Source organism: Paenibacillus sp. OK076, assembly GCF_900110055.1.
Taxonomy (GTDB): Bacteria; Bacillota; Bacilli; order Paenibacillales; family Paenibacillaceae; genus Paenibacillus.
The window spans coordinates 1,932,498-1,952,697 of sequence record NZ_FOCH01000001.1; the positions used below are offsets into that span (position 1 = coordinate 1,932,498).

The window sequence follows — 20,200 nt, forward strand, 5'->3', positions numbered from 1 at the left end:
AAACTTAGCCTGACTGTAGCACGACTTTAGCTTGAATACAAGAAAACGAATCCGACAGAGTTAAGGCTTCTCTGTCAGACTCGCTTGGTTGTTTACTCGAATAGGCGGTTGAACGTAAGGCTTGCGAGTTAAGTTTTTGATCTCTCTGAAACTGACAAATTGCTTGGATTCTTCGTCCCACAGACGGAATCGCAGGGCAGCCAGACTGGAACGCAGCGTAATCGTTGTAGCCTTCTGCAATGGCGGTGTTGCGTTATGGGCTTCTTCCAAATAATAGTTGGGTACACGTGGGCTCAAGTGATGCACATGGTGGAACCCGATATTGCCACTGATCCATTGCAGCAGTTTAGGCAATTTATAATATGAACTACCTTCTACAGCAGCCTTCACATAACTCCACTCATCTTCATTTTCAAAGTACGTATCTTCAAATTGATGCTGTACGTAGAACAGCCAGATGCCGAAGAAGCCGGAGAAGAAAAAGACGGGTGCCTGCACCAGAACAAAAGCCTGCCAGCCGATCAACCAGCACATGGAGGCGTAGAGCGCTACGATCAACACTGTAGTCAGGTGAGTATTCATACGTTCTTTGCGTCTTGCGCCTTTACGGTTAAAGCGGTAGGCAAAAAGGAACACATAGATGGGTCCAATACCGAACATGACAAACGGATTACGATAAATCCGGTAGAACAAACGACCCCAAGGGGAAGCGGCTTTGTATTCCTCAACTGTCATCACCCAGATATCGCCAACTCCACGTTTGTCCAGATTGCCGCTGGTTGCGTGGTGAATGGAATGCTCGTTTTTCCATTGCAGGTACGGTGTGAGCGTTAATACACCTGTAATGGTGCCGAGAATGTCGTTGGCACGTTTGCTCTTAAAGAATGAACCATGACAGCAGTCATGGAAGATGATAAACGTTCGAAGAACAAATCCCGAGGCTACGAGGGCTATCGGAAATGTCAACCAGTAGGACACGGACAAGCTATAGTACGCTGCGGCCCATAATAATAATAATGGCAGTATGGAATTCACTAATTGTTGAATACTCAGGCGAAGATTATTTTTCTCATAAGGGGTTACTTCTTTTTTAAGGGCCATTTCTTTGGTTCTGCTCATAGACTTATGTCCTCCTTCGATGGTCAATAACTGTAATCAGTTATAACCGAACGCTTCCTGGGAAGATGTCTCCAAGTGAGGCGTTTTTATCATTGTATAAGAATGCATCCAGTGCAGTAAGTCATAAGTGTCAGTACACTGTAATGATGAATATCAATGATGACCCATGACATTTGTCATGGGTGGTGAAGTGAATAGGCTCTGTAGAGCCTAAAATAACAGCAATTTCAGATTCCTTTGTACAATTCGCGCAACAATTTGTATTATGTATACAAATTTTGCTCATGGCATGGTAGAATCTATCATTGAGTGGTTATGACAACTTATGAAATTGGTTGATAGGTTGATTTTCTGATGGATTGGATGGAGTGCATGATGAAGAAAAGAATAACGGATATTCTATTTATTATGGCGGGTGCATTTCTGTTTGCACTTGCAGTGAACCTGTTCGTCATCCCGAATGATCTGGCTGAAGGCGGCGTTACGGGCATTACAATTATTTTGTATTACCTTTTTGAATGGTCTCCAGGACTGATGAACTTGCTCCTGAATGGTATTCTGCTGATTGTGGGGTACAAGTTTCTGGACAGAACCACAACGGTGTATACCATTATTGCGGTGGTGTTCAACTCGTTGTTCCTGCACCTGACCGAGAGCTGGACGATTGCATCGGACGAGCTCTGGATCAATACCATTTTTGGTGGATTATTTGCCGGTCTGGGTATCGGCTTGATTGTTAGAGTAGGCGGCACTACGGCGGGAACGGTTATTCTGGCCCGACTTGCCAACAAATATCTGGATTGGAACATCAGTTATGGGCTGTTATTCTTCGATCTGATCGTGGCGTTCTCGTCGTTCTTCATTATCGGGCCGCAAGGGTTGATGTGTACGATTGTCATGCTGTTCATCGGCACGAAAACGATGGAGTTCATTATTGAAGGGCTCAATCCAAAAAAAGCAGTCACCATTATATCTACGAAACAGGATGCCATTGCTCAACAGGTCATTGAGAAGATGGATCGGGGAGTCACCGTCCTGTCTGGTCATGGCTATTATACGAAGAACCCGAAAGAGATCTTATATATTGTCATTAGCAAACAAGAAGTTCCAATGCTCAAGAAGATTGTGCGAGCGGAGGATGAAATTGCTTTCATAACGATCCATGATGTGCGTGACGTATTTGGTGAAGGGTTCATTGAGTTGTCCAAATCGTAATAAAACGTATATATAAGGAAGTAAGGAGCTGCGGTGTTTATCACCTGCGGCTTTTTTTGATTTATAGGGTGCAAAGTTGAAATTAAAGGACCGCGATGAGATCAGGCTTTGATTTTTAAAATCATCTGATCCTATACAGACAAAAAGCTGTACACGTTATAAAGCCGATGATATATTAAATTTAATTCGTTAAGAAACTTAACTAACTATAGAAGGAGGCGATAAAATGGCTGGCACACCGCAATATATTCGCAATCTGAACGAGAATCTGATCATGGATGCGCTGATCGCTTCTGGTGGGATGTCCAGGGCAGATATCAGTCGTCATACGGGACTCAGCAAACCTACGGTGTCGTCGGCGGTTGAACATCTGATTGAACGAAACCTGGTGCTGGAAACGGGTAGAGCCGACAATGCCCAGGGTCGTAAAGCGACACTCATTCGATTCAACGAAACGGCTTATTATGTCTGTGGCATCGATATTGGGGCAACCCGAATTCGGATCGCACTCTCTAATCTGAATGGTGAGATTATGGATTACAGAACGTATCCAACGTTATCCGGTCAAACTGATGATCGAGCAGGGATGGCAATCCTTGATGTGCTACGAAGCCATATGGATGAATTACTGACAGAAAATCAATTGAATTGGGAGCAGATTCGATGTATTGGTTTTGGCATTCCAGGTGTTGTACTGCCCGAATCTGGAGATGTTGATCGAATCGTTGCCCCGTTAGAGGGAATGGAAAAGTTGCTCTCGCTTGAATCATTGTCGGGAGTCTTCCCGTGTGAAGTGATTCTGGAGAACGATGTGAACCTGGCCGCACTTGGTGAGTTCAGGAGGGGAGCAGCAGCGGATTCCAATCTGTTTGTTTTTTTCTCCATCGGCACTGGAACAGGTGCAGGCATCATGGTGAACGGGCAATTGCTACGAGGCATGGGCGGGTTGACAGGCGAGCTCGCGGAGATGTTGTTGGAAGGGGGGCGTCGATTGGAAGATGTCCTGTCTGCTGATGGTTTGATGGAACTGGCCAAGTGTCAGTTGGATGCCAGTCTTCTTGAAGACCCTCATTCTGGTATAGAAGATCTTCGTGAACATCTCACTCCTGAGAATCTGTTCGAAGCTGCGCGAAGTGGAGAAACACAGGCTGTGCAGATTCTGAAACCATACAGCCAAATGATTGCATCGGCTCTGCGGCATATCTGTGTCGTCCTTGCTCCACATCTCGTTGTACTTGGCGGAGGTATTGGGGGAAATGGGGACGTATTGTTGCCGTGTCTCAGACAGATCGTATCTGATCAGTTCCCGGTGAAGCCGGAACTGATCTGTTCAGAGCTGGGCGAGCGGGCTGTAGTGACTGGAGCAGTGCAGATAGCCTTGCAACAGACGATGCTGAATCTTCAGCAAGAGGCATTGGAATAAGGCGTTACTTCATTAGTGGTGTAATGGTAGGTGCGGTAAAAGGCTAAACTCTCAGGAGGGAAATGGAATCATGACAGAGCGAATGGTTGAAAAGATGTCCAAAGAACAGCAGTTTCTTGTAAACCAGTCTATGTTAATGATGGATAACTTCTATGACAAGGAACTGGATTTGATGAGGAGTTTTGAAGAGAATTCATCGCAACATAGCACAAGGTCAAGTGCGCATTATGCACTCGGTTTGTTGGTGCGAAATGAAACGGGTGATGTGGAGCGCGCTGTTCGGGTGTTCCACAAGGTGCTTGATATGCAATATGATGCACCCGATGAAATTTATCACGGAACCTTTCGGACCAGACCGGATGCAATTCATCCACCTGTGGGCCACTACGCTTGGAAATCCTTTGCGCCAGGCACGGCATATTTCCTGGAACGTACCTTTGAAAAGGTGTCTGCACAGTTTATCCATGATCTGCAGGATGCGGATTCAATTCTGACTGATCAGGCAGATGGAAAACGGATGAAACAGCTTTTTCATGATGCGGTGAATCAGATACTTCCACCCGTCTGGATCAGTTATGATCCGAACTGGCGTGAGTTTATTGCGTGTGTGTGTGCCATCATGACCGCAGAATTCGCCACTCTTGTGCCAGGAACGCTGCTGGAACGAATGGATCAAGCAATGGAACTGGCCGTGCAGGCTTCCATTGATCGTCGTATGTCGGACGCCATCCCGATGAATACCAATATTGAACTGATGCATATCTTCATTACCCATTATTATGGACACCGCTTCAACCGTACGGAATGGATTCGTCATTCGGATGAACAGGCTGAAGCCTTCCTTCGAGAGTTCGACCAATTTGGTGGTACTTTTGCCGAATTCAACACAACAACCTATTACGGGGTTGATCTGTCTGTACTGGGAATGTGGAGAAAATATGCATTCACGGAGCGGTTGACCGAGATAGGGCATAAGATAGAGGCTGGATTGTGGAATAACATTGCACTCTATTATAATGCCAACCTGGAGAATTTGTCCGGACCGTTTGCAAGGGCATATGACATGGAGATGAGGGAGCACAGCTCGATAGGCGTATTTCTTTACCTTTTGTTCGGAGAAGGGTATGAGCATCTTGCAGGGATCAACTGTGAATCAGGGCATGACCCTTTGATAGCGCTTGTGGGTGTAGATGTGCCGGTTGAAGCGGTGCCTTATTTCCAGGCACATCAGGGTGATCGACTTGTGCAAAAACAGTTCATGGAGCTTTGCGAACGTGATGAGCCTCATGCCAATCGCAATTTATGTACAGCCAAAGCCTGGATTGGCGCGAATCGAATGATGGGTGCGATGTCCGGCAGCCGCAACACTAACGGGCAGATGTACCCTGCGACTATTCATTGGCAATCGGAGACTGGTGAACGTTATGATCTTCGACTGGCTCGTCGTGAAGTGGGGGAGGGATGGAACACCCATTTGCGTGGGTTAACATTTGAAGCTGATGTGACGAAAGATTCGTTAGTTATTGAGGTAGATCTGGACACGGCGGATGAGATCGAGATTTATTTTGAGATCAGAGGACCATCCATTCGGCAGCAGGACATTTTACAAGAACAATGGCGTTTCCCGGGTTTGGTGTGTGACGTGAAAGCCGAGGCTCCAGAGCCTTCTGTACTTTTCTACGTGAATCATGCTGAAATCATCTATCGTTATGTACCTGGGGCAAGTGCGAACAAAATGAGATTTGAATTAAACATCAGCTAGGCTGATTTAAAAATAGAGAAGATTCATCAGACATTGAACGGGTTGAACATTGCATATTAGGAGGACAACGCCATGTTTACCGACAAAAAGGAATATTCATTTTCGACTTGCTGGAACATCAAACGTCATACTACGGGTCAAGGCATGATTGAGGAGATCAAATCTCTAGGGTTCAGACAGGTGGAGCTGAACTATAACGTGACGGACGAAATGCTGCAAACGATCGAACCGATGATTGAGCGGGGGGAAATCGGTATATCCAGTGTGCACAACACGTTTCCGCATGTAGCTGATCCGGATTATGGAACCGACTCGGTTCTGCTCGGTTTCGACGATGAGCCTCGTCGTAAGCGCGCCGTTGAATTGTTACTCCGTTCAGCTGAATATGCACACCGGTATGGTGCGAAGGCAGTCGTCGTGCATCCAGGCGAGGTGCCGTTTGAATATAACATTGATGAAGCATTGAAAAAGATATATCACGATCTAGGGCCAGACTCCTCGGACTATCAATCGTTGTGGCAAGAGATGCTGGAGAAGCGTGAGGCGAGCAGCACACATTACCTGAAACGGATTCAGGAAAGTCTGGAAGAAGTGTGTGAGTTGTCTGAACAGCGCGGCTACGGAGTGAATTTTGGCATTGAAACTCGATCACGCTGTTACCAGATGCCGACGCTGCAGGAGGCGGGCGCGATTATCCACGGTATGAAAGGTGCACCACTCGGTTTGTGGTACGATATTGGTCACGGTATGATGATGGACCGTATGGGGCTCTATAATAATGTACGCGAAGCAAATGAATTGATAAACCATGTCGTCGGGGTCCATATTCATGAGACGGTAGGTTTGTCGGATCATTGGTGTCCTTATATACATAGTAAGGACATGGCATTTTTTGATTCATTTCTGGACATCATTGATCGTTCTCCAGTCAAAGTATATGAGTTGAAGGCAGCCTGCACACCGGAAGAGATTGATGAGAGTCATCAGTTAATTACAGCTCGTATCGCCGGACGTCAAGCGGCACGTCAGCACGGATAATCGGCAAGAGAATAGCGGTGAAAAATAAACAAAAAGAGAGCGGTCAGAATAATCTTACCTTTCGGGTTAAGTGGTTTCTGGCGCTCTCTTTCCGATGTGATATTCTCTAATCGGCAATTATAAGATATAATATGCATTAATCAGGCTATGGTATCCCTTCCTTCTGAACTCTTACAATGGTATTAGGGGTACCGCTTCCCTGATTTTTTTAGTTTTTTGGATTGTGTCATACATATGAAGAATCGCCACGAGTTAGGCCAAGTTATACCAATGCTGAATATATTATCGTCATGTGGGAGAGTACAAGTGATGGACTTATTCTCAATCTATTTCAGCAGGAATTTGAAAGTGATCATCGCAGAGCGCGAGGGCAAGCTGCCTGTGCGTATATTGGCGACTGCACTGAGAAATTTGGAATCGCTGGGATATACGTTTTCGACGAAACTGATGGATGTGCTGAGCAGCTGGGAACGTGATAGATTCATTTCCTGGTTCGAACGGCTGATGGACGAGCTTCGACAGATAAAAGGAATCAATTTAAAGGAAACCCTCATGTATCCGAGATTTCCCAAGCGAAAAATGAATATTCAGGAGAGTAAATTTTATTTAAATGCTCTGATGCATTCTTGGAGACAGCAGTCTCATGAACAGGAGCAGCGCATATTACTGCTCAACAAGCTGCGGCTGCGTGTAATTCATCTCGGCAGTGAAGCAGATTTTTACCAAGTGGGAATGGACCTGCTTACAGCAAAAGCTTCGTTAACGCCAGTTGCAAGAGAGCAGTTGATCTGGTTTGCAACAAAGTACGAAGGCTGGGCCGCATTTGAGCCAGAGGCAGGCCAAATACCTGTTAGGGAAAATGCAGCCGTGTATTGCGCGGCTTTATTAAAGGCGGGGCGTGCTTCGGTGGAGCAACTCCAGCGGCAATTACACACAGCAACAGATATATTGCGGTTGGCTGTAGCGTGTTCTAATGGAGATGTCAGTCTGAAGAAGAATACCCGCTTCCGTTCATTTACCCGATCTGAACGTCGGATAATACTTGCTTTATTGGAGAGTGCTTCGGACCCGTTGGAGGATTTGTTTCGATATAAAGGGCGCTGGCAGAGATTGGCCGAGCGACTGCATCCGGGTGAATATCGTCACCGTTATCCAAGAGCAGTAGTGGCGCTGGACCAGTTGCGATGTGGGGAACGACCACTTACCTTTCATGGCAGAGTAGAGCGGGCATTTGAACAGAAGGATAACATGCTTATTCTGGAGACGCTCGTCGAACGTCCGGGAGAGATGGTTGGTCAACTGGACCGAATGATACGTTCAGGTATTCCGGTACAGCAAGTGATCGGCAAAATGGAAACTGTGGAAGAGAAGGTATCAACAAGGGCGCTACTGCAAGTGATGGCTCATTTCGGCACACGGATGCAGTTTCAGGTCAGGAGGAGCTTTTTCCCTCAAGGCAACACGGCAAATCTGTATGTCTCCACTCAGCCGCTGCCGCCCCTCAACGTTGAGGATGTTCATGCGATGATATCGGCGGTAGAACATACACTGTTGAAACGGTTTGCCGTACTTCCACCACTCGGTAATGTCTACATTGATGAAAGACTTCAAGAATTTTCAGTTCCATCGGGAAAACGCAGGGAAAGCGAATCTCTTCGGGCTCTATCGCGTGCGTCATGGATATCGTTACCCACAGGAGATACCGTTCGTTTTTTTCTGTCGTGGAGAGAAGGCTTAGGCGGTGAGGAGCGAATCGAATGTGTGAATTCCGATCTGTCCGGTGTACTGTATGATGAGGATTGGCGTTATGTGGACCAAACACCCCGGACCCCTCTGCAATCAAATGAATATGTAGCTGCAAATAGCGGGTTTATGGTGACTGTACCAGATGGAGCGGCGAAGTATATGGATCTGCATTTGCCTTCCCTTTCTAGGTTAGGCGCACGTTATATTATAATTATGGTTAACACATTCAAGGATAATGCTATCCAGGATTTGCCGGAGTGTTATGCTGGCTGGATGATGCGTCAGGCGCCACAGTCGGATGAAATATTTGAACCTTCCACGGTGCAGGAGCGAATTGATCTGACGGCAGATTCCCGTAATTGTATTCCAGCCATTATTGATATGCAGGAGCGGCGCATTTTGTGGTGCGATCTTGGACTAAAAAGACAGCCTAAAGCGCATCCTCCGGTGGGGGACAACAAAGCCGACTTGGCTTTGATCGCCTGGGCAATGACGGAGTTGAAACCACCGGATTTATATACCTTATTTATGCTTCACGCTAAAGCGCGGGGAACACAGGTAGAGACATTAGGGATGGCCAATCTTGTATTTACAGCGGAACTGGAATCCAATCGTGTGGCTGAAGTGGCAGAGTATCTGACAGAAGGTCCACCCGTGGATCGCACCGTTATTACTCCTCTGGAGCAAGAGTATATTATGAAGCAGTTTTTGTAACGAGTCAGGTTCAGATGTTTGACCATAGTTCATTGTAAAAAGGGGTATTTGTCACGTTGGACCTGCGCGGGTCACATGACAAATACCCCTTTTTGGGTGTGGATTAGTTTTATTGAGCGTATAAGCAGCATGAAAAGAGATTGGAGAAGTGAACGGTCATCCCATTCCATTCCATTCCATTCCATTTCATATTTTATTCGTACATTCGTTGTTCGACTTCAGCAAAAGCGATATCAGGGCTCTCACCGGAATTATCGATATAAGCCACGGCTGAGGCAGGTAACGGCCAGGCTACTTGTTTACGGGCAAGTGAGGCTGTGAAGGCATCCCAGTTCTCCAGCTTCCACTCATCCAGCGGGGATTGTCTGGCTGTAATCCGTTCACGATATAACGCTTCATTTGCAAGATAAATATAGGCCACACGTACATCCGTATCATCAAGGGAACGTCCAATCCGCGCGAGTTCCTGCTCGATCCAGTCCGGAGTTCCGATTTCTTTGGTAAAAGGCCCTACAACCACCGTATCGATACCCAATTGCACGTTGTCCAGTGCAGCATCCATCGTGATTCGGTATCCCAAGTCACGACACAGCCGTTTGTATTCCGGTGAATCCCGATCGGATGGATCGAGTCCCTGCAGGGTCATGATTGCTTCAGCAGCTGGACGCAGCAGGATATCCATATCAAAGAAAGCAGTTTTATGTTTACGCGAGAGGGCTTTGGCAAGGGTTGTTTTGCCGCTCCCGGCCCCGCCAAGAAAGAAAATCAGTTTGCTCATGGTTTGAATTGCCTCCTCATAGTCGATAGAAAGAATATGTAATGTGTGAGTACGAATAAGAGATTTCATGATGACACCCCTGGTGTGAAATGACTTGTTTATTTTATCATAAACGCCTCCAATTGATAGCTAGACAGAAAAGGAAGAATCAGGTAATATTATACCTAGTTTTACTATGCATAGATTTCCGATGTATGTAGCCAAGTGTTTTATTAGGTTCATGTTGAAGTTTTAAAAAAGTGGTTATTGTTATTAAACGTGGAAGCATGAACAAAAGGGAGTGGCAGCTTTGCAGGTAAACAAACAAATGATTAAAGGCAGCACGGAGACATTGATTCTTACATTATTGAAGGAACAGCCGCTTTACGGTTATGAATTGATCAAGGAACTCCATCGTCAATCCGAAGGTGTGTTTAGTTTGAAGGAAGGTACGTTATATCCTATTCTTCACGCGATGGAGCTTGAGGGATGGGTGGAGTCCTACTGGATGGAGGTTGAAGGGAGGAAACGTAAATATTATTCCATCTGTGACAAGGGTGTGGAGGCGTTACAGCATAAAAAAGCCGAGTGGCTTTTATTCCGCGGTGCCGTGGATCGGGTGCTTGGAGAGGGAGGCTTAACATGACGGATCGACATGAGAAGATTAAACATTATCTTGATCAACTGTGTAGTCAGGTTAAGGCACGTGAAGTACATACTGATCTGCGTGATGAGCTTGGCAACCACATGGAAGAAATGATGTTGGACAAGGAGCAAGAGGGACTGAGCCAAGAAGAGGCAGCTGCATACGCCATAGAGCAGATGGGTGATCCTGCAGTGGTGGGCAAAAGTATGCATAGATTGCATCGTCATCGTATGCATTGGGGGTTGTTAGTTGGATTAATTGGCTTGTCTATAACTAGCCTGTTACTGATATGGATTTTTACGACGAATGTCGCAGATGAAAAGTATCAGTCCTTATATCGGGGGCATGTGGTGTATACCGTTATAGGTGTAATGTTGATGTTGTTCTTTATTTACTTTGATTATCGTAAGTTGAAAAAAGCTGCTTGGTGGATCTATATTCTGCTTAATGCCCTTTTGTGGATTAATCCAATGATATCTACGGATTTTTATGGTATGAGCAGATTCCTGATTGCACCACTTGGATTTGTAATAGACCTTACCACTGCTTCAGTGTGGATTTTGCCACTTGCCATAGGGGCAATTGTGCAGGACAAGCTTCGTTCAAACTGCAATATGCAATCCATATTGACCTACATTGCTCTGGTAGCGTTACCTGTAGTGCTATTGTTTCAAATGTCGGACTGGGTTCGCATGTTTCTGTTTGGCACAATGTCCATTATTTTATTTGGCTGGCTCACGCGAAAATGGCTTTATACAGCCTTAGGTGCTGTTGTAACAGGAAGTATTTTTGTATTGTTATTGTTTTTTGCAGATCAATACGGACGCCTGAAGAGGCTTTCTGTCGTTTTGAATCTTCAGGATGACCCTTACGGTGGCTATAGCAACAATTCCATTATTGAAATTATTCAATCAGCCGGCTGGTGGGGGAATGGAATTGATACAACGTTCGACATGTTTAAAACGAGTTATTTAGATTACCCAGGTGTGCTGCTCATTGATGTGTTTGGCTGGTCAGCCGGAATATTGTTATTGGTGGGTATCATCTGGTTTGTTGCCAGTATGGTGAAGATCCTTCCTCACATTCGGGATGATTTCGGTCGAATGATAATTTTCAGTATCACATCCATGTTTGCGTTGCAAATCATCTATTCGTTGGCGATGACTACCGGGAAGGCTCCAATTCTTAGCATTGTTTTTCCTTTAATAGGATATGGAAATCACCTGCTTTTCGAATATGCCATGCTCGGTTTACTTCTCGGTGTGTACCGTCGGAAGGATACCATTTCCAAGAAAAATGAAAAAATACGGCAGAAGGTGGATGCCGACCCAATGACCAGTTCATAAGCATGCAAAATCATTACCGCATCTTGAAACGAAGGGATTGTAATGCTCGTTAAATGATTATTCACGGGAACCAGATGTGCCTGAGGTTTACCCATCCCTGGCTGTTGAAGGAGAGGCCACGAACGGAAGGCAGGTAGGCAGTCTCCACAGGTTTTTCAGTTAAATGGAACAATAAACTCTGCTGCACCAAAAATTGTTCAATCCGGTCCAGTTCGGCAGCTCGGTCTGCAGATATTTGCGAAGCAACAACGGTTTGCAGCATCTCTTGTATACTCTTCTTGGAAGAGTCCTCCAGATGTTCAGATAAAGTGAGATAGAGATCGTATCTGCGTAATTCTTCGTCTCGGTCCCGAATCAGGGAGAAGAGAATCAGATCGGATTCCAGTCTCAGGTTCCCTTTGAATTGCTCCATCGTGCCAATGCGGACAGTACATGTGAAGCCGTATATTTCCAATGACGATGCCAAACGTCTAGCATCCATCCGATACTGAGGAATGGTTGTGATGTGCAAGGGTATAGGTAGATCAAAAGTAGGGTGCTGAGACAAATAAGTCAATTCTTCTGCATTCATCAACAGTTTATCAGCATCTCCTGGATCACCTTCATTACTTTCATTTATGTCATTCACATACAATTTAGTAATACACGCCTGAACATGTGCTCTTACACCCGGATCGCTTAGCGGTCCGGTTTTTTGCGTATTACAAGTAACTAATTTGCGTACCATCACACCTGCACTAATCTGTGTCCAGTCCCTACCCTCAGACGAGGATGGATTATGAACAAGGTGGAAGAAGGGAGATTCGATATCTTGCTTTTCATCCAAATGTTCAGGGGCACTCCACGGAATTTGTAGAATATCTACCCGGTCCAGATGGGCTCTGCCTTGAAAATACATCGGAAAAACTTCAAGTCTGCACAGGTGATTATCCCAGGTTGTGACCTTGAAAGGGCCTGTTCCTACAGGCTTTGGCATGGTAATCGGTAGATCAGGTTCATTGTCTCCATCTTTATGTTGCCCGAACGTGGCTTGTGAAACAATCGCCGCACGGCTTGTCGAAAGAAAGGGCAAAAACAATTCGTGATGGGCTTTAAGCTTGAAACAAACGGTCAAGGGATCTGCTGCTTCAATCGATAGAATCTGTTTGCTCACATCGCGGTATAATGTCCGTCGTTCTGAGGATTGCAGTCGTTCAAATGTATACACCACATCTGAGGCTGTCAGCAGATGTCCATTGTGAAAAGTAATCCCTTTACGCAAATAAAAAAACCATGTCTTCCGATCTGAACTGACATCCCAGGTGTGGGACAGACAGGGAACAATCTCTCCATGTTCATTACGTTGAACCAGCCCGTCGAACACATGACTGGTGACAAAAGATTCAGCCAGCAAATTGATATAAAGCGGATCAAGGGCATGCAGCTGTTGGCGGATCGGTAACCTGAGCGTATCAATTCGCTCATTATGGCTGCCAGCTTCTGTATGGTGTCCAGAATATCCAAGCAGCCACTTGTTCAGGTGATCCTGCATTGTTGTAGAACTGGAGAAAGCACCAACCTGTTCAGCAGCTTGCTGCAACTCGCGGCGATTCATGGCCTGCATCATGTATGCAGCTGCAATTTGATCAGCCGGAACAAGCAGGGTCAGCGTAGAACGCCGTCCACGTCCGCGCTGGGACACCCACCGAATCCATTCGTGGGCAACCATTTTTTTGACGATCGTTAACGTGTTACGGTGTGTACAATCGAGCAGTTCGGCGAGGTCAGAGAGCGTTACTTCATGTTCTAACATGTGACCAAACCGGCTATGAAGCAGCAAATATTGCTGATGTAATTTCAAGGTTTTGATCCCTCCTGGAGGTTGTAGCTGACACAATATAATAAAATAAGAAGTTTTATCGTTTTTAATTTCTATTTATATTCTTATTTTATCATCTAGAATGAAGTCTAGAAAGTTAATGGAGGTTTTTCCCATGATTGATAAAATAATGGCTTCACCCAACCGCGCTTTAATTACGCTACTATCCGCATTAATGTTAGCTATCATTCATCAGTATTTGTTCTATGGCAAGGAGGTTGGCGTTTCTTATCCCATCTTTGTTATCCTTTTTTATGGCTTTATGTTCTTATTTGCCAGGGACCGCTTGCGGCCATTGTCCATCATTGATGCTTTTATGGCTGGAGTGGTGCTGATGCTGGCGCTGACGTTTCTGTTATACGACAATGAACCGCTGCGTATCCTTAATTTTCTGGTCATACCGGGCCTTATTATCTTACATATGACTTATCTGGTTGGCAGAAAACAGAGACAATGGTGGGACATTGGATTGATCGGTACCGCTATGGACCATTTGCTGCCACAATCCATCCGTCATTGGGGAACGGTCGCCAGCATTGTTATGAAAACAGGAGGACGAGGGCTAGGTAAAACGCAGAAAACGGTTGCCTTCAAAGTACTCATTGGTCTTATAGCATCCGTTCCCATTCTCATCGTGGTCGTAGCACTGCTCTCCTCAGCAGATGGGATTTTTAATCAGTATTTATCCGGTTTTCCGGTATGGTTAAATCAACTGACACTAACACCAGGTTTTCCGAGAGTGATCTGGATTCTCATCGCGGGCGTTTTATTGTTCAGTTACGTATGGGGATTCGTACAGCCTATGCAATATGAAGCGGAGAAAAGAGAAAATGCACATTGGAAAAATGGAAAAGCAATTACGGTTGCTTCAGAAATCGAAGAGCGAGAAGACGTTTCCGTGAATTCCATACATGAGAATCCTTCCTCGAACTCAATGATAGAGGGTCAGACAGCAAATAAGATCTCACCTGAGACGATCTCTACTCAAGTTCATCGTGAACCTATAAGATTGGACCCCATCATTGTGGGCACGATGCTGTTGGTTATCAACTGTGTATATGTTCTGTTTGTGCTTGTACAATTTTCTTATCTTTTTGGGGCGGGTGAGGGGCATCTTCCGTCAGACTTGTCCTACGCGGAGTATGCAAGAAGTGGATTTGTGGAGCTGATACTGGTAACAGGCATTAATTTTTTCATCCTGATCATCTCCCTTCAGTTCACGCGTTCAAGCGGCAAAATAGGTTCTGTTGTGCATCAGGTGCTGCTCTTTGTCCTGGTGAGTTGTTCCGCAATCATGCTGTACTCGGCGTTTATACGCCTCAACCTGTATGAACAGGCTTATGGTTATACCTACATTCGATTTCTCGTACATGCATTTATGATTTTTTTGGCGCTGCTTCTGCTTATTGCCGCTCTTCGAATTCGTTATACGTCTATGCCGTTGATCCGCTGCTATATCGTACTATCCCTTGCAGCCTATGTGATTGTCAACTATGTGGGTATGGATAATCGGATTGCAGAGCTTAATATTAAACGATATCATCAGACAGGCCATATTGATGCATCCTACTTGGCGAGTTTATCTGCTGATGCCGTTCCGCTACTGCGAGAGTTTGCTGAGAGAGAGTACCCGGATTTGAAAGGGGAAATGCTGGAGCGTCAAGCGAGCTTCGTCCTGGATGAAACAGACAGTTCGTGGGCTTCTTTTAATACGGCGAGACATAGAGCACAGCTAGAATTGTCCAAATTGAGAAGGGAATGAATCCATCTACCTGTTTTCCAGCAATGAATTTATGCAAAATCAATATGTAAGTGTTATACTATAAAAACTAACCTATAAAGGGGGTGAATCCCTTGTTTGAACTTCAGGAATTGATACCGTATATATTTTCACTCGGACTCATTTTCACAGTCAGTTACGCGTATATTGCCCATCTGCATTGCGGCATTACAGAGTACTGGATGGAAGGTGGCGCCGGAGGTGGTCTGGAACCTGGATTGCCAACCTTGTCTTTGGACGGACAACACAGACCTGAAGCTTTAAGTCGAATCGTCAGACGAAGAGAATCCCCGGATGAAGATGAACCAGATTGCCATTCCTCGTTGAATGTACGTTCTACAAATCAACGAGGAGGATATATATGGAACATAAGACAAGCAAGGGGTTCACTTTTACATCTGGCAAGGGACGGATCTATGGCCTGATTGCAATTCTATTTGCAGTTATGCTACTGGCTGGATGCAGTAACAACGTCTCAGAGATTAATTCATCAACACCAGGGTTCTTTAACCATTATGTTGTATTTCCACTGTCGTATCTCATTCAGCACATCGCAACGATATTTAATGGAAGTTATGGGGTAGCTATTATTGTGATCACCCTCGTTATCCGTCTTGCGTTGTTGCCATTGATGATGCGACAAGCAAAATCTCAGCAGGGTACCCGAGTGATCATGAATGCTATGAAGCCGGAGATGGATGCGCTCAAGAAAAAGTATGAGGGCAAAAACGACCCAGCTGATAAGCAGAAGCTTTCACAGGAAACGATGGAGCTGTACAAGAAGCACAAGTTCAATCCGCTGAATATCGGATGCTTACCACTGCTGATTCAATTGCCCATTCTGTCAGGTATCTACACGGCTATCCGGCTTACGCCGGAGTTGTCATCCCACTCCTTTCTGTGGTTCAAATTAGGAGCGCCGGACTATGTGCTTGCAGTCGTGGTAGCTATTATTTATCTGATTCAAGCCAAAGTTTCACAAGCCAATATGGCGCCGGAACAGCGAAAACAATTCGCAATCATGGGATATATCTCTCCATTGATGATGGCCTTTTTCTCGCTTTCCGCACCTGCAGCGATGCCGCTGTATTGGACGATCGGCGGTTCATTCCTGGTCTTGCAGACGTTATTGTTCCGCAAATTGTATCCGGTAGAACATCCGCAAGAGCCCGTGGCTGTAGAGGTAAAGAACAAAAACATCAAACCTGCGAAGCCCGCTAAGTCCTAAGTTTTCACTCATGAGATTGGTGCACTAGAATCATATAAATTTAAAGTATGTGTTGATATAACGGATGTTCTTCACCATCATGCAGCGCAAAGATGCCTTGTCCCATGGGACAAGGCATCTTTTTGTATGTCCAGGTTATAACATTCAAATTGCCGGCTCATCAGACAACTGGAAACGGGATACAAAATACCAGATTAACTCACGGCGGGAGGATACGTTTGTTTTGGCAAAAATGGATTTTAAATGATCCTGTACCGTGTAGGCTGATATATGCATTGCTTCAGCAATTTCTTTGGAAGAATAGCTGCGCAGCACGTAACCTAACAACTCCCGTTCCCGAATGGACAACCCATGACTCTCGGCGAGTAAAGGCAGCAAGTCCTGTGGCATAGCCTGTTCAAGCCTGATCGCAATCTGATCTGGACCTGAAAGCTGTTGCATACGGCTGGCATGAAGCACAAGGTAACGACCATCCAGGAGTTGAATGCAGACTTTGGAAGGCGAATGAAGGATAGGTTCTTGCACAACCATCAAATCGGAATCTGTACGAATCTGACGCTGTAAATGCGAACTTACAGCACGGACTGGACGTGGCAATACATCTGGTCCCACATGCTCCAGTAAACGTAATTGCGATAGCCAATATTGAGCGGGAGCGTTCACGGATAACAGCTCGAAAGCGTCCGATGTGATCATAATACCTGGGTCCGAGGGACTTCCGCTCTTCATCTCGTCCAGAAGAGTCAGACTTGTGGATCGTAACATCAATGCAATAGAAGGTGTCCAAGCCTGAATGCTCAGTCGCTCCTCCTCCGTGAATACGGGTTCTTCCGTCCTGCGATATAAGGTTAGATACCCCCAACAGGCTCCGGCACTGACCAGTACAGCTCGAAGTTCATCACCGAAACCTGCTGGTTGAAGGATGTTATGATATCGAACGCTTGATACAGGGTTTTCGCTTATCGATGCATGAAGGATCGCTGTATAGTCGCCGCTGTGAATCAAATCAGCATACTTATGTATGTCTTCTTCCATGTATTCATTAACGAACAGCCGGTCATGAACGGCTTCAATGCCGTCTTCCGTCACGGCACCTGTTGAGAGAAGAGTCTGTGGATCAACTGTTGTGAAGCAATACGCGTCATAGGGAACGATATTCTGAATTTGTTTCAGTACAGCTTCCCGGTAGGTGCGAGAGGTCCAGGTTCCTTTTTCGAGAGAAGTAATGAGTCGCTGGTTCCGTTCCATACGTGATGTCATAAAGCTCTCTCTCCTCTCCTCATGCAGATATCCCATTGTTCTGGGATTGTACGCTCTGCGTATCCTTTTATAATGAAATTAGACGAACGAAGAGTCAAGTCTAACTTGAATTCACGAGGAGTGTAGTATCAATGGACCACAATCAACCACCTATGAGCTGGGATACGGCGGATGAAAACCGTTATGAACAATCGATAGCCCTGAAAATTCCGGGTTATTCTCATATGCATGATCTGATGGAGCGGCTGCTTGCCGCTTCTATCACGGATAACAACGAAGCTAAAATACTAATTGTCGGAGCCGGTGGAGGTAAGGAAATAGCTCTGCTTGGTTCTCGCCATAAGAGATGGACGTTTACCGGAGTAGATCCTTCTCAGCCAATGCTTCAGTTAACAGAGAGAAGAGTCCAGAAAGCGGGAGTCGACGCCAGAGTGCAACTTAAATCCATGACGCTTGAAGCGTTGCCGGAAGAGGCTGTATACGACGGGGCGACAAGCATGCTAATGCTGCATTTTATTCAGGGGATCGAGTCCAAAAGACGGTTCCTGTCCAACCTTGCGGCCAGACTTAAGCCTGGAGCGCCACTCATTATTGCGGCAGTGAATGCCGATCTTCATTCGCCTGTATATCCAACCATGATGCAAGCCTGGCAGGATCACATGTTAAGTAGTGGCATTCAGCCTGATGAATGGGAGCGGTTTGCAGCTTCCCTAGGCCGAGAGTCGGATCCCATCTCATCTGAACAAATGGTAGAGCTGATGAAAGAATGCGGATTCTCGCACATTACATGTTATTTCGGAGCATTCTGGGTGGAGGGATATTATGCGAAACGAAACTAAAATAGAGTCTGTGAAAGACCAGATTTGGGTTGTTGGCGGATATGGTCAGGTGGGGCAAATGATATGTACGCAATTGGGACGCTCGTTTCCCGGCAAGGTATGGGCGGCAGGTACACGGATGAACCGGGCTGAGGAATTCAGCCGATCTACGGGTGGTATAGTCCAGCCGCTTCAATTGGATGTACGAAAAGCCATTAATCCTGGTATGCTTCAATCAGTCAAGCTGGTGATCATGTGTGTGGACCAGACAGATACCCGATTTGTCGAGGCTTGTGCGAAAGCAGGGACAGATTATATCGATATTTCGGCCAATTATGATTTTCTGGGTCAGGTCGAACGGCTGCATTCCAAAATGCAGCGTTCCAAAGCAACAGCGATGCTCAGTGTGGGACTGTCGCCTGGTATGACCAATCTGCTTGTGCGTGAAGCAGGTACCCATATGGACCAAGTGGACGAAGCGGACATCACTGTCATGTTGGGACTGGGTGAGAAACACGGAAAAGCCGCGGTGGAGTGGACTGTGGATCAGATGAATGCTGCCTATCAGGTTATGAAAAAGGGCAAGCCAGCCGAAGTGGTAAGTTTTCACGATGGTAAATGGATTGATTTTGGCGCAGACCTGGGCCGCAGGAAAGCGTATCGGTTTAACTTTTCGGATCAACACGTCGTTGCTCGTACACTTCGTATTCCAACGGTGTCCACCAGGTTATGTCTCGATTCCCGTTGGATGACCAGATCCATGGCCATCTTCAAACGTATTGGTCTGTTCTCACTATTGCGTATTCCCTCCCTTCGTAAGGGTACGGTCAAGGCATTTGGGGTTATTCCCGGAGGGGAGCCGATGTTTGCAGTTAAGGTAGATGCAATGGGATGGAAAAAGGGCAAACCAGTCCATGTCGAGCAGCTGCTGATTGGCGAACGTGAAGCAGATGCAACAGCAGCAGTTGCGGCGGCGGTAGCGGAGCGAATGTATCGGACGGAACTGCCGCACGGTGTTTTCCACATTGAACAATGCCTGTCCTTGCAGAACATTCAGGAAGCACTTCGTTTTCCATTGAGAGTAACAACGAAGATCACGTAAATCATCTATGTGGTTGGATCATTTTTTGCTCAGGCTCTCCGATCTGATATGATGGAACAAATAATCATGCTAGAACGGAGGGAGATCATGAACTGCATTGCTGTATTGCCATATTACAAAGTACAGAGAGAAGTGACGGGTCTCGCACAGGAAATACTGCAGAGCGATCGGTCCATGATCCTGTACTCGGACAAGATTGTAACGAAATACCGTGAGTTTAATATTACGGAAGTGTTCGACATGTCCTTTCGGAGAATGGGGAATGAAGGTGGTTTTTTCTATCTACATACCAGCACCGGAGTCTATCCTTATATGGTCAACATAGATCCCAAACCTTTTATCCAAAGTTTCAGAACAATGACGACTCAAAAATTAACTTAATCTTGAC

At 45.8% G+C, this 20,200-nt stretch carries 17 protein-coding genes; 13 read left to right on the forward strand and 4 right to left on the reverse strand.

The annotated features are described in order from the left end of the window. Positions 1–60: 60 nt before the first annotated feature. Positions 61–1,119: a Delta(5) desaturase DesA gene (locus BMY78_RS08855; RefSeq protein WP_090896858.1), complete on the reverse strand. Its 1,059-nt coding sequence runs from the start codon at positions 1,117–1,119 to the stop codon at positions 61–63. 375 nt (positions 1,120–1,494) lie between these two features. On the opposite strand from BMY78_RS08855, the gene BMY78_RS08860 reads away from it, so the two are divergent. From BMY78_RS08860 to BMY78_RS08880, 5 genes are all read left to right on the forward strand, one after another. Continuing rightward, entirely contained in the window at positions 1,495–2,334 is an 840-nt protein-coding gene (locus BMY78_RS08860) for a YitT family protein (protein ID WP_090902208.1), read from the forward strand. Positions 2,335–2,560: 226 nt separating this feature from the next. Continuing rightward, positions 2,561–3,757, forward strand: coding sequence for an ROK family transcriptional regulator (locus tag BMY78_RS08865; protein WP_090896862.1), 1,197 nt, complete (start codon positions 2,561–2,563; stop codon positions 3,755–3,757). A 70-nt stretch (positions 3,758–3,827) separates the two neighbouring features. Further along, positions 3,828–5,519 (forward strand): hypothetical protein, encoded by a 1,692-nt coding sequence (locus BMY78_RS08870; RefSeq protein ID WP_090896865.1) that lies wholly within the window; start codon positions 3,828–3,830, stop codon positions 5,517–5,519. A 72-nt stretch (positions 5,520–5,591) separates the two neighbouring features. Continuing rightward, positions 5,592–6,557: a sugar phosphate isomerase/epimerase family protein gene (locus BMY78_RS08875; protein ID WP_090896868.1), complete on the forward strand. Its 966-nt coding sequence runs from the start codon at positions 5,592–5,594 to the stop codon at positions 6,555–6,557. 309 nt (positions 6,558–6,866) lie between these two features. Next, positions 6,867–9,017 (forward strand): hypothetical protein, encoded by a 2,151-nt coding sequence (locus tag BMY78_RS08880; RefSeq protein WP_090896871.1) that lies wholly within the window; start codon positions 6,867–6,869, stop codon positions 9,015–9,017. 193 nt (positions 9,018–9,210) lie between these two features. On the opposite strand, the gene BMY78_RS08885 is transcribed toward BMY78_RS08880, so the two are convergent. Continuing rightward, the gene (locus tag BMY78_RS08885) at positions 9,211–9,795 is read right to left on the reverse strand and encodes a P-loop nucleotide/nucleoside kinase family protein (RefSeq protein WP_090896873.1); all 585 of its coding nucleotides are present in this window, start codon (positions 9,793–9,795) and stop codon (positions 9,211–9,213) included. Positions 9,796–10,084: 289 nt separating this feature from the next. On the opposite strand from BMY78_RS08885, the gene BMY78_RS08890 reads away from it, so the two are divergent. After that, on the forward strand, positions 10,085–10,420 hold the full coding sequence (locus BMY78_RS08890; RefSeq protein WP_167434819.1) for a PadR family transcriptional regulator: 336 nt from the start codon (positions 10,085–10,087) through the stop codon (positions 10,418–10,420). Beyond that, entirely contained in the window at positions 10,417–11,766 is a 1,350-nt protein-coding gene (locus BMY78_RS08895) for an FtsW/RodA/SpoVE family cell cycle protein (RefSeq protein WP_090896877.1), read from the forward strand. The genes BMY78_RS08890 and BMY78_RS08895 overlap by 4 nt, the downstream gene beginning before the upstream one ends. Positions 11,767–11,827: 61 nt before the next feature. Here the strand turns inward: BMY78_RS08895 and BMY78_RS08900 are convergent, their stop codons facing one another. Continuing rightward, the gene (locus tag BMY78_RS08900) at positions 11,828–13,606 is read right to left on the reverse strand and encodes an ABC transporter substrate-binding protein (protein ID WP_090896880.1); all 1,779 of its coding nucleotides are present in this window, start codon (positions 13,604–13,606) and stop codon (positions 11,828–11,830) included. 133 nt (positions 13,607–13,739) lie between these two features. On the opposite strand from BMY78_RS08900, the gene BMY78_RS08905 reads away from it, so the two are divergent. The 3 genes from BMY78_RS08905 to yidC all read left to right on the forward strand — a co-directional run bounded on the left by BMY78_RS08905 (position 13,740) and on the right by yidC (position 16,632). Beyond that, entirely contained in the window at positions 13,740–15,386 is a 1,647-nt protein-coding gene (locus BMY78_RS08905) for a DUF4153 domain-containing protein (RefSeq protein ID WP_177185687.1), read from the forward strand. A gap of 92 nt (positions 15,387–15,478) precedes the next feature. After that, a complete protein-coding gene (locus tag BMY78_RS08910; RefSeq protein WP_177185688.1) occupies positions 15,479–15,829 on the forward strand; it encodes a hypothetical protein in 351 nt (116 codons plus the stop codon). Beyond that, positions 15,766–16,632 carry a membrane protein insertase YidC gene (yidC, locus tag BMY78_RS08915; RefSeq protein ID WP_090896888.1) on the forward strand — a complete coding sequence of 289 codons (867 nt, stop codon included), beginning with the start codon at positions 15,766–15,768 and terminating at the stop codon, positions 16,630–16,632. Before BMY78_RS08910 ends, yidC begins: the two co-directional genes overlap by 64 nt. A gap of 144 nt (positions 16,633–16,776) precedes the next feature. On the opposite strand, the gene BMY78_RS08920 is transcribed toward yidC, so the two are convergent. Next, complete coding sequence (locus BMY78_RS08920) at positions 16,777–17,892, reverse strand: helix-turn-helix transcriptional regulator (protein WP_090896891.1); 1,116 nt, start codon at positions 17,890–17,892, stop codon at positions 16,777–16,779. A 131-nt stretch (positions 17,893–18,023) separates the two neighbouring features. Between BMY78_RS08920 and BMY78_RS08925 the strand changes: the two genes are divergently transcribed. The 3 genes from BMY78_RS08925 (at position 18,024) to BMY78_RS08935 (ending at position 20,193) form a co-directional block, all read left to right on the forward strand. Further along, positions 18,024–18,731, forward strand: coding sequence for a class I SAM-dependent methyltransferase (locus tag BMY78_RS08925; protein WP_090896894.1), 708 nt, complete (start codon positions 18,024–18,026; stop codon positions 18,729–18,731). Beyond that, on the forward strand, positions 18,715–19,812 hold the full coding sequence (locus BMY78_RS08930; protein ID WP_090896898.1) for a saccharopine dehydrogenase family protein: 1,098 nt from the start codon (positions 18,715–18,717) through the stop codon (positions 19,810–19,812). The genes BMY78_RS08925 and BMY78_RS08930 overlap by 17 nt, the downstream gene beginning before the upstream one ends. A gap of 87 nt (positions 19,813–19,899) precedes the next feature. Further along, the gene (locus tag BMY78_RS08935; RefSeq protein ID WP_090896901.1) at positions 19,900–20,193 is read left to right on the forward strand and encodes a hypothetical protein; all 294 of its coding nucleotides are present in this window, start codon (positions 19,900–19,902) and stop codon (positions 20,191–20,193) included. Positions 20,194–20,200: the final 7 nt, after the last annotated feature.

What these genes read in the sequence shown, in the direction of transcription:
- BMY78_RS08855 (WP_090896858.1), bottom strand. Translation starts at nt 1,119, where the DNA reads ATGAGCAGAACCAAAGAAATGGCCCTTAAAAAAGAAGTAACCCCTTAT.
- BMY78_RS08860 (WP_090902208.1), top strand. Translation starts at nt 1,495, where the DNA reads ATGAAGAAAAGAATAACGGATATTCTATTTATTATGGCGGGTGCATTT.
- BMY78_RS08865 (WP_090896862.1), top strand. Translation starts at nt 2,561, where the DNA reads ATGGCTGGCACACCGCAATATATTCGCAATCTGAACGAGAATCTGATC.
- BMY78_RS08870 (WP_090896865.1), top strand. Translation starts at nt 3,828, where the DNA reads ATGACAGAGCGAATGGTTGAAAAGATGTCCAAAGAACAGCAGTTTCTT.
- BMY78_RS08875 (WP_090896868.1), top strand. Translation starts at nt 5,592, where the DNA reads ATGTTTACCGACAAAAAGGAATATTCATTTTCGACTTGCTGGAACATC.
- BMY78_RS08880 (WP_090896871.1), top strand. Translation starts at nt 6,867, where the DNA reads ATGGACTTATTCTCAATCTATTTCAGCAGGAATTTGAAAGTGATCATC.
- BMY78_RS08885 (WP_090896873.1), bottom strand. Translation starts at nt 9,795, where the DNA reads ATGAGCAAACTGATTTTCTTTCTTGGCGGGGCCGGGAGCGGCAAAACA.
- BMY78_RS08895 (WP_090896877.1), top strand. Translation starts at nt 10,417, where the DNA reads ATGACGGATCGACATGAGAAGATTAAACATTATCTTGATCAACTGTGT.
- BMY78_RS08905 (WP_177185687.1), top strand. Translation starts at nt 13,740, where the DNA reads ATGATTGATAAAATAATGGCTTCACCCAACCGCGCTTTAATTACGCTA.
- yidC (WP_090896888.1), top strand. Translation starts at nt 15,766, where the DNA reads ATGGAACATAAGACAAGCAAGGGGTTCACTTTTACATCTGGCAAGGGA.
- BMY78_RS08920 (WP_090896891.1), bottom strand. Translation starts at nt 17,892, where the DNA reads ATGACATCACGTATGGAACGGAACCAGCGACTCATTACTTCTCTCGAA.
- BMY78_RS08925 (WP_090896894.1), top strand. Translation starts at nt 18,024, where the DNA reads ATGGACCACAATCAACCACCTATGAGCTGGGATACGGCGGATGAAAAC.
- BMY78_RS08930 (WP_090896898.1), top strand. Translation starts at nt 18,715, where the DNA reads ATGCGAAACGAAACTAAAATAGAGTCTGTGAAAGACCAGATTTGGGTT.
- BMY78_RS08935 (WP_090896901.1), top strand. Translation starts at nt 19,900, where the DNA reads ATGAACTGCATTGCTGTATTGCCATATTACAAAGTACAGAGAGAAGTG.